General features: G+C 33.0%; 12 protein-coding genes and 1 pseudogene. 9 read left to right on the top strand and 4 right to left on the bottom strand.

From position 1 onward, the window contains the following. Nucleotides 1–832: 832 nt before the first annotated feature. The 3 genes from F894_RS14445 to F894_RS14455 all read left to right on the top strand — a co-directional run bounded on the left by F894_RS14445 (nt 833) and on the right by F894_RS14455 (nt 4,591). On the top strand, nt 833–2,023 hold the full coding sequence (locus F894_RS14445; RefSeq protein WP_005248643.1) for a replication initiation protein: 1,191 nt from the start codon (nt 833–835) through the stop codon (nt 2,021–2,023). An 826-nt stretch (nt 2,024–2,849) separates the two neighbouring features. Then, nucleotides 2,850–3,368, top strand: a complete 519-nt coding sequence (locus F894_RS14450) for a hypothetical protein (protein WP_005248647.1) — start codon at nt 2,850–2,852, stop codon at nt 3,366–3,368. Nucleotides 3,369–3,592: 224 nt separating this feature from the next. Next, a complete protein-coding gene (locus F894_RS14455) occupies nt 3,593–4,591 on the top strand; it encodes a PIN domain-containing protein (protein ID WP_005248652.1) in 999 nt (332 codons plus the stop codon). A 37-nt stretch (nt 4,592–4,628) separates the two neighbouring features. Here F894_RS14455 and F894_RS15115 read toward each other — a convergent pair whose 3' ends face one another. Beyond that, nucleotides 4,629–4,796 (bottom strand): hypothetical protein, encoded by a 168-nt coding sequence (locus tag F894_RS15115; protein WP_155756649.1) that lies wholly within the window; start codon nt 4,794–4,796, stop codon nt 4,629–4,631. 41 nt (nt 4,797–4,837) lie between these two features. Here F894_RS15115 and F894_RS14460 point away from each other — a divergent pair, with 41 nt between their 5' ends. From F894_RS14460 to F894_RS14490, 6 genes are all read left to right on the top strand, one after another. After that, a complete protein-coding gene (locus tag F894_RS14460) occupies nt 4,838–5,152 on the top strand; it encodes a hypothetical protein (protein WP_051064123.1) in 315 nt (104 codons plus the stop codon). Between the two features lie 361 nt (nt 5,153–5,513). Next, nucleotides 5,514–5,894 (top strand): DUF6573 family protein, encoded by a 381-nt coding sequence (locus F894_RS14470; protein ID WP_005248653.1) that lies wholly within the window; start codon nt 5,514–5,516, stop codon nt 5,892–5,894. A gap of 151 nt (nt 5,895–6,045) precedes the next feature. Next, entirely contained in the window at nt 6,046–6,822 is a 777-nt protein-coding gene (locus tag F894_RS14475) for a ParA family protein (protein ID WP_005248654.1), read from the top strand. 3 nt (nt 6,823–6,825) lie between these two features. Then, on the top strand, nt 6,826–7,857 hold the full coding sequence (locus F894_RS14480) for a ParB/RepB/Spo0J family partition protein (RefSeq protein ID WP_005248655.1): 1,032 nt from the start codon (nt 6,826–6,828) through the stop codon (nt 7,855–7,857). 242 nt (nt 7,858–8,099) lie between these two features. Beyond that, entirely contained in the window at nt 8,100–8,768 is a 669-nt protein-coding gene (locus F894_RS14485; RefSeq protein WP_005248656.1) for a plasmid mobilization protein, read from the top strand. After that, nucleotides 8,768–9,829 (top strand): relaxase/mobilization nuclease domain-containing protein, encoded by a 1,062-nt coding sequence (locus F894_RS14490; protein ID WP_005248658.1) that lies wholly within the window; start codon nt 8,768–8,770, stop codon nt 9,827–9,829. Before F894_RS14485 ends, F894_RS14490 begins: the two co-directional genes overlap by 1 nt. A 108-nt stretch (nt 9,830–9,937) precedes the next feature. On the opposite strand, the gene F894_RS14495 is transcribed toward F894_RS14490, so the two are convergent. The 3 genes and pseudogenes from F894_RS14495 to F894_RS15330 all read right to left on the bottom strand — a co-directional run. Further along, entirely contained in the window at nt 9,938–12,283 is a 2,346-nt protein-coding gene (locus tag F894_RS14495) for an AAA family ATPase (protein ID WP_005248659.1), read from the bottom strand. Nucleotides 12,284–12,354: 71 nt separating this feature from the next. Then, a complete protein-coding gene (locus F894_RS14500; RefSeq protein WP_005248660.1) occupies nt 12,355–12,696 on the bottom strand; it encodes a DUF192 domain-containing protein in 342 nt (113 codons plus the stop codon). 116 nt (nt 12,697–12,812) lie between these two features. Beyond that, nucleotides 12,813–12,911 (bottom strand): annotated as a pseudogene (locus tag F894_RS15330) (DNA-directed DNA polymerase); the annotation flags it as partial. Nucleotides 12,912–12,963 lie beyond the last annotated feature (52 nt).

The raw sequence follows: 12,963 nt of genomic DNA on the forward strand, positions 1-12,963 counted from the left end.
TAATTTCTTTTTGTAAAACATGATTTTACAAGGTTATAACTATACGTTTTGTCGCTATAACTATACGTTTTGTCGCTATAACTATACGTTTTGTCGCTATAACTATACGTTTTGTCGCTATAACTATACGTTTTGTCACATACCTATACGTTTTGTCGCAAATAATCCACAGGATTATCAACAGCATACAAAAATCTGGCCAAATTATCCTTAAAAATCAGTAATTAATTAGGTGTTTAGCTCTAACTTATTATATTTTTGCGTATTTTTTAGCCTTAATCCATGCTGCACTCTTAAAACTATACGTTTTGTCGCAACTTCCCCGCATAACTATACGTTTTGTCGCAAACCTGCGATTATGCGTACTGGATACGATTATATATATTTTTCAGGAATTAACTAGGTTCTTCTTAATCTAATAAGTTATTGTTTTATATGAATAATTATATTGTAGAGCGATTTTAATTTGTTGGTGATAAAAAAGATATTTGTATAAGCTTAAAATCATAACTATACGTTTTGTCGCACATTAAGTAATTGATATTTATAAAATATTTATAAATATTAAAAATTGAATATTTTTTATTAGGTTTTTGTGTTAAAAATAGCCATACGTTTTGTCGCAACGTAACTAATTGAAATAAATAGAAATAATTAAATAAGAAAAATATTTATTTTTTTATACTACTACAGGGAATAAAGTAATTTTACTGATTTTTAATAAATATATATTTAAAAAACAATAATTTATAAACTTAGTTTATAACTATACTTGATAAATATACTTGTATAGATATAATTAAATCAAAAGGAATAACGGATTTACAAAAAAATGCAGAAAATTATTGGCTCACAAGGCTTAGAGGACTATACACAATCTAATACAAGGGCAAAATTGACCGATTTAGTTGTAACCCGCAATGATTTTCCTACTGCCAGATATAGCATTGATCTCAATCTAGAGAAGCTTATGTACTGTGCAATGATCATCGTAAGAAAGAATGAGCTTAAAAATAAGACCTCAATTACTCATGACGACTTCATTTATGTGAGCAGCGAAAACTTTGGAGAATTGACTTCTCCAATGGCCAGAAAGGAAGTGCTTACAGCAATAGATAAACGTGAAATTCAGAGAAATGCTGAAACTGCTTTAAAACGTATTTATACAAAATTTGATAACCCAACTATGTTGGTTAAAGATGGGGAATCTGACGAACCTGCTAAAGTTCCGATGATGACTTATTGCCATTATGACAAAGCAACTAAATGTATCAAGGTTAGATTCGCAAAAGAATTTTTTGAGTACTTCTATGATCTAGTTAAGAAAGTAGATGAAAAAACTAAGTCATTTAGTAGCCATGAACTTAAGCATATTATCTTATTTAATTCGAGCTATTCCCTTCGTTTGTATCGGATCTTAATGAGCTATATGTGGCGTACATCAGAAGTCACTATTGATCTGGAAGAATTAAGATGGATGCTTGAATGTGAGGATAAATATAAAGAGTTGGCCAATTTTAAAAGCCGTGTTTTGAATGTGGCTCAGGATGAAATTAACGAACTTAGCAATATTAATGTCAATTTTGAGAACGTAAAAAACGGAAAGGAAGTAGTGGCTATTAAATTCACTTTTAACTTGAAAACTGAATATAAAGAGCAAGGACACATCAAATTTATAGATAAAATGAAAAAAGGCTATCTGGCTGCTGCAATTCCATTTAGTGATGATGGATCACACTTTAAAGCCCCTGATCGTATTAAGCATTTCAAACCACCAGTAAAGGTATCTGCAAAGCAAATCAGTACCTTAGTAAATTGCAAAGAATTTTTACTAGATTATGGATATTTCTTAGGTAATTTAGACGAGGATACTTCTAAGGTAATCATGAGGACTCTCTTAACTGAAAAATTAGATAAGCTTAATGCTCATAAGCCGATAGATATGGATTATTACTTCTGGTTACAGGCAAAACGAGGGATTATCACTAATAGCAATAATGATAAGAATGACGATCAGGATTAATATCTAAAAAGAATACCCACCATATTATCTTAAACAGACTTCGCTAATTTAAGACAATATGGTGGTTCAATTTAAAACCTTCAAAAACTCTTATCAATCTATATAAAAAGTATCTTTTTTGTTTGCATCCAAATAGTAAAACTTAATAATTAGTCAATTAATACCTTAGTCATGACTAAATATATATGGTTAGCCTAAGTGGAATATTTTGCCAGTAAACTTAGTCTAATAAGTTTTTAAATATTTAGTTTTTGCCTTACCTACCTCCTACATTATTAGTTTTCTATGCTATCTGGTCGCCACTCATACGGGCTGGCTTTAGGTATCCCATTTTAGATCAAATAAACGGTAATCAGGGAAGGGAAAATTTAACTGATTGCGCCAGTTCGCAAAGTAGACACTTTGCTCTGATATATCGTCAGGGGATCTAGTGAGTCATTTTCCTTAGTCATGACTAAGATTTTTATTGAATATCCAATTCATAAGAGATCACCGAAAATGGGGATTTTTTTATACTTATTTAGTCATGACTAAGGGGGAAATAATTTTTCATATTGCGTCATTTAAGCTTATTTAAGCGTGTTTGTAGGTTTAGTGTGGGGGTATAGACATAAGGTGAAAAAGCGCTATCAGCAGCCTAAGAATCGAAAATATAAGCATTAGAAAAGCAGACCAGAAGAAATACTTAACTAAATAATTTTATAAATTTTCATTATTAAAAAAAATTAGTCATGACTAAGTTTTTACTTGAATGTCCACAGGTGGACTGATATAATGATTTTATCAGGACGCATCGGGCGACCTGAAATAAAACAGGTGGTTAAACATGAAACATTTTTCATCAGTTACATCATTAGACGAGTTAAAATTTCAGTACAAAAAACTAGCTTTTAAAAATCATCCTGATCGTGGCGGTAAAACCGAAGTTATGCAGGAGATTAACAGCGAATATGAACAGCTTTTAAATCGCATTATTAATGAAGCATCAAAAGATCAGTATCAAGATAGTTCCGAAAATGGTCGTGGTTTCTGGTCAAGCCGTTCAGAACATTCTGAAGTTGAGAAAAAAGTAAAACAGGCTATTGATGCAATTATCAATCTAGATGGTCTAGATATTGAAATTATTGGCGTTTGGGTTTGGGTTTCTGGTGATACTAAGCAGCACAAAGACAAATTAAAAGAAGCGGGTTTTGTTTGGAATCGAGTGCAATGTAAATGGGTTTTGATTGGTAAAAAATCAAATGGTCGAGGCAGAATGACTTTAGATCAAATGCGAGAGTTACACGGCAGCCAGAAAGTTAAAAAATACAGAATGGCAGAAGAAAGACAACTTTTAACCGCTTAATGAAAAAGCCCCCGAAAGGGCAAGCCCCTCTGAAAAACGGTTGATACATTTTTTAAAAAAAAGACTCTGGTATATTCAGAGTCTTTTTTTTACAAATATAGAAATTCAAGTCAATATTAATAGATTTATATAGTTTCAAGTTATTGATATATAATATATAATTTCAATTTTATTTAGCATTTATTATGTTAATAATATTTTTATAAGCATATAGGGGATTATTAATGCACCACATATTTATAGATACAAATATTTTTTTAGACTTTTATAGAGAATCTCAGCATAAATATGATAAAGATAAGTTAGAAAATATACTTAATAAATTCCAACAAAAATCAGATACATACAAGGTTTACATAACCGACTATTTGAAAGATGAAATCTTTAGAAATCGTGCTAAAGTTTTGAAAGAACAGTCTAATGAGTTATCAAAAAAATTAAATTTAACTAAATCCTTTTCTACAGTCGTTCGTTCATTAAGTGTCTATGATCAATTTGAGAAAGACCTAAAAGAATTAGAAAAGTCATATCAACAATTAAAGGCTGAATTTTTAAAAAATTCTAAGGATCGCCTTTTTGATCAAGATAAATTCTTAAATGATTTCTTTGAAATATATCCTATACATCAAGTGAGTGATACAGAGAAGTTAGCTGCGCGTGATCGTTTTGACTTTGGCTATCCACCAGGTAAAAAGGATTCTTATGGGGATGCTCTCAATTGGTTATATCTGTTATCAGCAGTTCCTGAAGGTGCAGATTTATATCTGGTATCAAGAGATAAGGATTTTTCAAATCCATTAGAAGATAAAGAAGTAAACCCATATCTTGCTCAAGAATGGAGTACGAAGAAAAATGGTCGAATTATTTACTTAGATTCAATTGTTAGTTTGATACATATCTTAGATAGTGCTGATGAAGAATTTGAGAAAACATATATTTCAGAACAATTGAATAAACTCGTAAATAGTCCTAATTTTGCAGAAACACATATTCAAATTAGTAAATTAAAAAGTTTTGTGCCAAAGTTCACTCAAGAACAAATTATTCAATTTATTACAGCATATTATAAAAACCCACAAATCAATTGGATATCATCGGATAGTGATGTTAAGGAGTTTTTAAGCCTTATACAGGAAAATCCTCATTTTTCACATGAATTACGCAAAACAATAAAAAATGAATTGAATGGTGATGATGAAGATGAGCCTGATGAAAAAGATTAAACTTCACATCGTTTATTAATCTTTATCTATATGTGAATTAACCGTAATACAAAATATCATCAATCGGTAAAATAGCATCAGCAAGCCCAAGACGCATTGCTGGTGTTGTTTTATTTCTCCCTTTCATGGGGATATCACAATAATTGCTATATACCCCAGAGGGGCTTGCCGAAAGGGGGCTTTTTTTTTCAATATTTTTAGTCATGACTAAGTTTTTGCTTGAATGTCCACAGGTGGACTTATATAATGATTTTATCAGGACGCATCGGGCGATCTGAAATAAAACAGGTATTAATTATGCGAGCTTCAATAGTTGCAATCTTTACAAACTATCCTACAGGTAAACTAGTTCATTTTTGCGGTCATGAGGTTTTGACTGGATCTAACTATAATATTTGGTTTCCAATCTTTGATGAAAAAACACTATTCCAAGAAATAGAAAAAATCATGATTAATTGCCGAGTAGCTCACAATGTTACTCATATTGAAAGAATCAGAAGGGGTGATAATGAAAATGGTTACTTTGAAGATTACAGAATTACTTATAACTTAGCCGTTTAAGCAAAACCTCCCACAATGGGAGGTTTTTTTTGGTGGCGATTTTTTTTGTTTTCAACTTATCTAAAAAACATAAAAAATTGTCTATCTGTTCTGCTTTATATGTGCTCATTTTGGCTTGTTTAGGTTGGTTCTGTGTGGGTTGACTAACTTCAGTAAAAAAGGCCGTTAGCAGCCTAAGAAACGAAAATAAGAGCATCTGAAAAGCAGTTTAGCCAGGTATTAAAACGGATATTTTTCTATTCAATTTTCCCTATAAAAAATTAGTCATGACTAAGATTTCGCTTGAATGTCCACAGGTGGACTGATATAATGATTTTATCAGGACGCATCGGGCGACCTGAAATAAGACAGGTTAAAAATCATGGAACAATACATTTCAGTTTACACTCGTCACCAAGCCATTGAAGATGGTTTTCTAGTTGCAATAAATTCTCTTAGTCCTAAATTAGATGGACTTGCAAAAGAACATTATAAGCATCCTATCTGCTTCACTTCTGAACTTTGGGCGGTAGTTGATAAGGCTGTAAAAAATGAAAAATGGCTTAATGACTTGGAGGGTGTTATTCATGACATTTTATGGATTAGCCGAGCATATAAGACACACCTAAGCCCTAGTAGGGTACGCTTTACTGTGATTATCACAGGCGCAGGTCGCAAGAGAAATCATATTTTAGAATTACACGTACATGGTGGAGATCAAGGAGAGCCAGTCATAACAATCGGTTATCCTGAAGATTTTTAATTTACGTCCTCCCTTTATGGGAGGATTTTTTTATGATAAAAAACTTAGTCATGACTAAAAAATGCTTGCAATGTCCACGGGTGGACGTTAAAATATACAGCATAAGGACGCAATAGGGCGACCCTTAATAAGCCATTAAACTAGGTGAAATATGAAAAAAGTTGTTGCTTCAAATCAAAAGGGCGGTGTGGGTAAATCTGCAATCATTTGCCAGTATGCACACTATTTAAATTCTTTGGGCTTGCGTGTATTAGTCATTGATCTAGACCACCAGAAAAACACTACAAAAGCCTTGATTACTGGCGGGGCTGTGACTGTAGCTAATGTATCTGCTTTCGACATGCTGACCAAAGAAGATCAAACTATTTCAAATCCTGAAGCCTTTACTGTGGTACAAGCAACACCAGAATTAACAGCTATTGAAAAAAATGGCACTTTGCATAATAGCTTTGCCACCAATTACCAGAAGTTTATAAAATCAGTTGATTCTTTATTTGACGTTTGCCTGATTGATACCAATCCAAATCCCGACATCCGCCAAGTGGCTTCATTGATTGTTAGTGACTATGTTTTAAGTCCAATTCAGTTGAATCAGGAAGCTATTGACGGTATCGGTGGATTACTCAAGCAGATCCAAGCGATTAATCAAAAGCTAAACCCAAATTTAAAATTAATCGGCATCCTTCCGAATATTGTTGAACCAACTCCATTCCAGAAAGACAACCTAAAAGCTATTGTTCAGCATTTTTCAAAGTACCTGATCAAAAACTCAGACGGTAGCTATGCTTTTGTTAAAAAAACGACTGCAATCGCTGAAGCGCAAGCGCAAGGCATACCAACAAATAAATTAGGTAAAACTAGCGGTTTTACCGCGTGGGCTGAATTAAAAACAGTTTTTGAAAGCATTAACAAGTTTATGGAGATTTAAGGAATGTTAGATTTATCAGCTTTGGAAGGTATTGATCTAGGTAATCCTGCACCAGTAGCAGACGGAACACCTAAACAGATTCCACTTACAGATATTCTTGAAGATCCAGATCAGCCGCGTGTTGAATTTCCAGAAGATCAGATGCAAAAAATGGTCGAATCAATTAAGGCTCGTGGAGTTAAAACACCTATTAGTGTTAAGCCCCACCCAACAGAACAAGGCAAGTGGATCATCAATTATGGAGCTAGACGTTTTAGAGCTTCAGTGATGGTTGGCAAGGAAACTATCCCTGCTTTTGTTGATAATGATCATGATGATTATGATCAGGTCATGGAGAATAAAGAACGCCTTAACCATTCACCTATTGAGCTTGCACTTTTCATCCAAAAGAAAATTAAGCAAGGCGAGAAGAAAAATGTAATCGCTAAAAAGCTAAATGAAGATCCTGTTTTCATTTCTACTCACTTAGCTTTAGTAGATATGCCAGAGTGCTTATCTAAGGCTTATGATGCAGGTTTTAAATCTCCAAAGACTTTATATGACTTACGCAAACTTTGGGAATCATTCCCAGAAGAAGTATCCGCTTGGGTAGATGAATCTTTAGAGAATGGTCAGGACATTATCAGGTCTAGAGTTCAGGCTTTATCTAAAAAGTTAAAAGAACTTAAGCAAGCTCAAGCGACTGAAGCAGATCCAGAACCACAGGCGCAAGAAAGCCAAGAGCAAACCGCCATTATTGATGATAATGAATCTTTCAATTTTAAGGGGGATAATCAAGCTAAAGCGACTGAAGAACCAGAAGTTAAAAAACTGATGGATCAGTCGAACCAGAAAGAGCAGGCAGAAGCTAAAGAAGAAGAACCAGACAAAATCAAAAAACCGCTTTTAGTCGTTATTCATGACGGCCGACAAGCAAACCTGATGCTAAACAAAAAGCCTACTTCTTTGGGTTTTGCATGGATCAAATACGAGGATGGAACAGAGGTATCTGTAGATTGCGGAAGCCTTGAAATTGAGTATTTACAAGAAGCCTAAACCTACAAATGGAAAAAAACCTTGCTTATGCAAGGTTTTTTTTTGGGGGCAGGTTATCCTGACCACCTGGCTTAATTACCCTTAGTCATGACTAAGGAGAAAAGAGGGAAAATGAAGGTATATAATCTAGGGCAGGATAGGCCGAAGCCGTTAAAAACCTTAATTTGTGTCACAAATTAAGGTTATACTATTCTTTCCGAATAGCTATCGAAAATATTACTTTCGATAAAGGTACTGGAATCATGACGAAATCAAACTTGGATCAAGTTTTAAAATTTAGGGTTAGCAATGCCGTTTATGACTGGTGGCAAGCTAAGTGTGAAAAGCAAGGAATCAAGAAAGGTGAGCCTTTCCAGAAGTCTTTAGAAAATGCCTATAAAAAAGAAAATGATCCTGATTATTCAGGACAAGATTTTCCCTTGAATTTGGAAAAGGACTTAGCCGAAAAAATCTATCAGTTAGCTAAGTTTGAAGAAGTAGATCCAGACGACCTGATCAAAAAAATGATCAATGAAAAGTTATCTGAAATAGAAAAAACGCAAGACGTTATAGATGTGTTTGAAAAAACATCACGCAAAGAATTACGGCTTAAACCAAGTTTGATGAAAGCCATTAATGAAAAAGCAGCACAGGTCGGCATGAAACCGAATCAATATATCATTTCGGTTTTAACAGCTAATGTCACAAAAGATTCAATATTCTTTAGCCAGGAAGAAGCTCTTAAACTTGGTGAATCAAATAGTCAGCTTTTGGCGATTGGTAGAAACCTAAACCAAATGGCTAAGAATATGAATCAGGGTATTTATGAATCTTACGATAGAGAATTTGTCGAGCGAGTGCATCAGCTAGTAAAAGCTCAAGTTAGGCATGTTTTCACTCTATTAGAGCGCAATAAAAAGAGGTGGGAATAATGGCTAACGGAAGCAGTAAGAATACCAGAGAAGTGCAAAGCACTTTGCTTGCTCATGGTGAGCAGCTACTTAACGGATCTAAAGTTAAGCGTGTTAATCAGACCCAAAGTTTAGATACTTTTTTAAATGATCTCTCTAAGCCTAAGAATGGATCTGGCCATTCAGCTAAATCATCTCCAAATAGCGTTAAAGAAACTTTAAATAGAATCAGTAAAAAAACACCTGAAGTAATGGTCAAAGTTACTGGTGGAGGTAATTCTATGGGGAAGGTGAAAGCCCACATGGGATATATCACAAGGAATGGACATTTAGAGGGAATTGATCAGGACGGAAATAAAATTAATGGCAAGGATGATATAGAAGATACTGCTGAAGATTGGCAAATGTCAGGTACACCTATTTCTGATGAAGAATCTAAATATAAGCAGGCTTTTAATATTGTGTTATCTATGCCGAAAGGTACGGATGAAAAAGGCGTTTATGATGCTGCAAAAGAATTTGCAGAGGAACATTTTAAAGACCATAAATATATGCTGGTGCAGCACACCTTTACCAATGACCCTTCAAAAGATCCAAGTGAAAACCCGCATGTGCATGTTGTTGTTAAAGCTGTTTCTGAAAAAGGTGATCGGTTAAATATCAGGAAGGCTGAACTTCAGGAATGGCGTGAAAGCTTTGCTGAGAAATTAAGATCCAGAGGGATTGAAGCTAACGCCACAAAGCGTATAGCTAGGTTGCAAAAAAATAGAGGTGATAAGCAGTCAGTCAAACAAATGAAAGAGCAGGGCAAAGCGTTTAAGCGATATGGTAAAAATAAGGCTAGTCCAGAACGTGTCCAGAGAGCTAAACAGCAAGAAAAAGAAGCATTGACGCATTACAAGGAGATTACTAAAGCTCTATCACAGTCACCAGATCCGCAAGATAGAAAACTTGCAATTGATCTAGTGGACTATTTACGGAAACAGGTAGAAGTGAAAAAACTAACACCAGAGCCACAGATTCAACCTAATAAGCCAGATCCGCAGCAGGGAAAGAGCAAGGGAAAAGAACAAGATAGATAATAAGGTAAGGCACAATAATGTGCCTTATTTTTCACTCATTACTGAGGTAGATTTAGATACCCAATAATCTAAAGGAAATAGATAAAACGATTTCGCCCCCCCTGAAAACTAAATTAATCCTGATAAAAGCTCATTAAATTGACACTCATCGTTTTCTTTTAGCTTTGTAATTATGATGTCTGCAATTTGCTTCATTTCACTAGTATCGTATACTCTTAAACCTCTTTCTAAGTGTTCTTTAAGATGTGAGCTTTCATTAGTTACACGGTTAATAATAGAAAAGTTATGACCATTTGAAAAAAACGATCGAAGGTTATCAGTGTAATCTTTATTATTTGGATACTTAAAGGCCAAGTGAACTTCCAAAAATTTTCTTAAATTATTACCAAAATTATATGATATATCTTCATTAATTTCAGATTCGCTAATTTTATGAATTTGATAAATTTTGGAAAAAAGGTAATGGTATTCTGTGGAATACTTTTTTATATGTTCTGGTATTAGTTTGATATGACTTTCAGTAGCATTACGTTCAATGATGAAGTATTCAATGTTTCGCTTTGTTACAGGTTTAATGCTCTTTAAATATTTAAAGAATTCTAAGTTATGTGTAGTAATAAATAACTGTTTATATTTCCCCTCATTTTGTTCATTCGGCCTGCACAGCTCTGAATCAATTAATCCAAAAATAAAGAAAATATTATTATTATCCAAACTACTAATAGGATCATCAATCCAAACGATTGTTTCTTTTAAATCAGCATCTTTCAGCGTAGCCATAAAATAGCAAAATGAAATAAGGCTACACTCCCCTTCACTTAAATACTGTGCTTCTTTGCCATGTCTTATAATTTTAAAAGAAGTATTATTATCTTTGGCAACTAGTTCCAAGTGATGAGCAGAAAAGTACCGATTCAAGTATTCATTAACCAGCGAAAGACCTGATTCTTTGGACACACGTTTTGTTTTAAGAACCTCCAACTCTTCTGTAAATTTTTGATGATTTTCTAAAATAGTGCTTTGAGTCTGTTTAGCTTTTTCTTTTTCTTCTACACATTTTTTAATTAATTTCGAAGTATTCTCATAATCAATATATAGAAGGAATTTGAATAAATTATCATCTTTTAATTTTTTTTGAGCGATCTCTTTGGTTTTTATAAAGTCTTGATTTCTAGCATTATGAAGCTGAACATACCCATCTACTTCGGTTATAAAATTACTATATTGGTCAACAGATATGTTTAAATTTTCAATTTTAATAGATGTGTGTAATTTATTTTTTTTCTTATTTAACTCAACAATCAATTGTTGATTAAAATTGGATAGTTTAGCCAATTCAAGCTCTAATTTTTTCTTATGATCAATATATCCCTTCTGCAAATCTCTATAAAACAATTCACTATTCGGCAATTCGTGGTTAATAAAATTAGTAATTTTTTTATTATTCGATTCGATCTGTTTAATCAAATCATCAATTTTTTGGCTAAGTTCTAAAATTTTTTTATCGAAATAATTATCTAATTTTAATAAACGATCAGTACTAATTTCGCTACCACAAAATGAACAGTTATCTAAATTATTGATTTTATGCAATTGAACTCCATTAAATGCCCAATTCGATAATTCCTGATTCTGATCTAACTCATGAATGATTTGACTAGGAGTCACTTTCTCTTTCAAAATCGCTTCAACATTTCGCCAAATTGTTGATATATTAATCAAGTTTAATTTGATGTCTTCAATATCTGACTTTTCAATATCTTGTATCTGTAATTCAAGTTTTTGGATCATTTCATCAGACAGGGGGACATAATAAAGAGGCTTAATTTCTCTTAAATCTCTTTCAAGATCAGTCCTTTCATACATGGCTTTAACACCATATATACTTCGATTTTCTTTAAGTTGTCTTGCATGTTTGGCGCATTCTTCTTTTAGTTTGTTCGTCTCAGACTTTTCTTTTGCTTCTGTTTCTATAAGTCTTGATTTTGCTTTAGCAATATAATAACTAAAGGTCTCAGGATTATTTATATTTTCCTCTAAATATAATTTTACTTTTTCTATAATTTTTGCAATTTCGATATTTTCCTGTCCCATTACGCTAAAGGCTTTGATGTTGCCCTTAGAGTCCTTATCCCAACCCAAGTTATTATCTACGAAATCCTTGTTGTACACCCTTACATTACGAGAACAATTCTGAATGGTATGAGCAAGGTAACTTTGATTATTTTCAAATTTCAATTCATAGCTGCACCCATTATAGTAAGGATTGTTTTGTTTAAACTCTATACATTGCATCAGTCGAGAAAGTGTTGTTTTACCTGAATAATTACGGGCATAAATGACATTTAATCTTTTAAATTGCTTAATGTTGGATTGCTTATCAAGTACTGTTTCATCCCAGATGAAATTTTGAAATATACCAAAGTTGCTAAGATGATCTATCTTTAAAAGCATTTTAACCCCTAATTTTTAAGTAATTTTTTAAATTCTTTCAATAGTGTAATATAGCATTGGGTATGGCATTTTTAATGCTCTTTTAAAACTTCCAGTGCATATAAAATATTTTCTTTTGGGCAATATTGTTTTTGGGAAAATTTTTCCATTACAGCCGACCCAATAATTCTTTTATCTGCATTAAAGAAAAATATCTCTAAGTCATAAGGTACATTGACCATATTAAAACAGGTGTAAATTGGCTTTTTCCATGTAAAAACTAACGGTTTTAATAAAGGATTTTCTTTAAATCCTATTTCTTGATCATGTTCCCTATACAGATAAAGAGCCGTTAATTTTTTTCCATTAAAGCTAAACGTCTTTACTTCTTTATCCTGATCAAAGTAAGGGTTATAAACCTGTTTAAAGAGCATAACAGACACTACTATTAAGAGAGCTATAAATGCTGCATATTTTAATTTCAATTCCTGTTATTCCTTTTAGCCAGGTGACAAGCCACATACAAAAAAACTATCTTAGTCATGACTAATTATTTAACACTCATAAGTTGATCCCATTTAAAGTAATTGGGAGAAAGCTTATTACGTAACATTTTCCAATTTCTATCAGGTAGCATACTGGCACCTAATCCTTATATGAAAGCAATAAAGTGCCATACTATGTTGTGTGTAAGTGTTTTA

The sequence above is a fragment of the Acinetobacter sp. CIP 51.11 genome (assembly GCF_000369665.1).
Lineage (GTDB): Bacteria > Pseudomonadota > Gammaproteobacteria > Pseudomonadales > Moraxellaceae > Acinetobacter > Acinetobacter lwoffii_S.

Bases quoted from the DNA above. Each gene is read 5' to 3' on its own strand.
- F894_RS14460 (WP_051064123.1), top strand. From the start codon at position 4,838: ATGATTTTATCAGGACGCATCGGGCGATCTGAAATAAAACAGGTATTA.
- F894_RS14455 (WP_005248652.1), top strand. From the start codon at position 3,593: ATGCACCACATATTTATAGATACAAATATTTTTTTAGACTTTTATAGA.
- F894_RS14490 (WP_005248658.1), top strand. From the start codon at position 8,768: ATGGCTAACGGAAGCAGTAAGAATACCAGAGAAGTGCAAAGCACTTTG.
- F894_RS14445 (WP_005248643.1), top strand. From the start codon at position 833: ATGCAGAAAATTATTGGCTCACAAGGCTTAGAGGACTATACACAATCT.
- F894_RS15115 (WP_155756649.1), bottom strand. From the start codon at position 4,796: ATGACTAAAAATATTGAAAAAAAAAGCCCCCTTTCGGCAAGCCCCTCT.
- F894_RS14500 (WP_005248660.1), bottom strand. From the start codon at position 12,696: ATGCTCTTTAAACAGGTTTATAACCCTTACTTTGATCAGGATAAAGAA.
- F894_RS14485 (WP_005248656.1), top strand. From the start codon at position 8,100: ATGACGAAATCAAACTTGGATCAAGTTTTAAAATTTAGGGTTAGCAAT.
- F894_RS14450 (WP_005248647.1), top strand. From the start codon at position 2,850: ATGAAACATTTTTCATCAGTTACATCATTAGACGAGTTAAAATTTCAG.
- F894_RS14475 (WP_005248654.1), top strand. From the start codon at position 6,046: ATGAAAAAAGTTGTTGCTTCAAATCAAAAGGGCGGTGTGGGTAAATCT.
- F894_RS14480 (WP_005248655.1), top strand. From the start codon at position 6,826: ATGTTAGATTTATCAGCTTTGGAAGGTATTGATCTAGGTAATCCTGCA.
- F894_RS14470 (WP_005248653.1), top strand. From the start codon at position 5,514: ATGGAACAATACATTTCAGTTTACACTCGTCACCAAGCCATTGAAGAT.
- F894_RS14495 (WP_005248659.1), bottom strand. From the start codon at position 12,283: ATGCTTTTAAAGATAGATCATCTTAGCAACTTTGGTATATTTCAAAAT.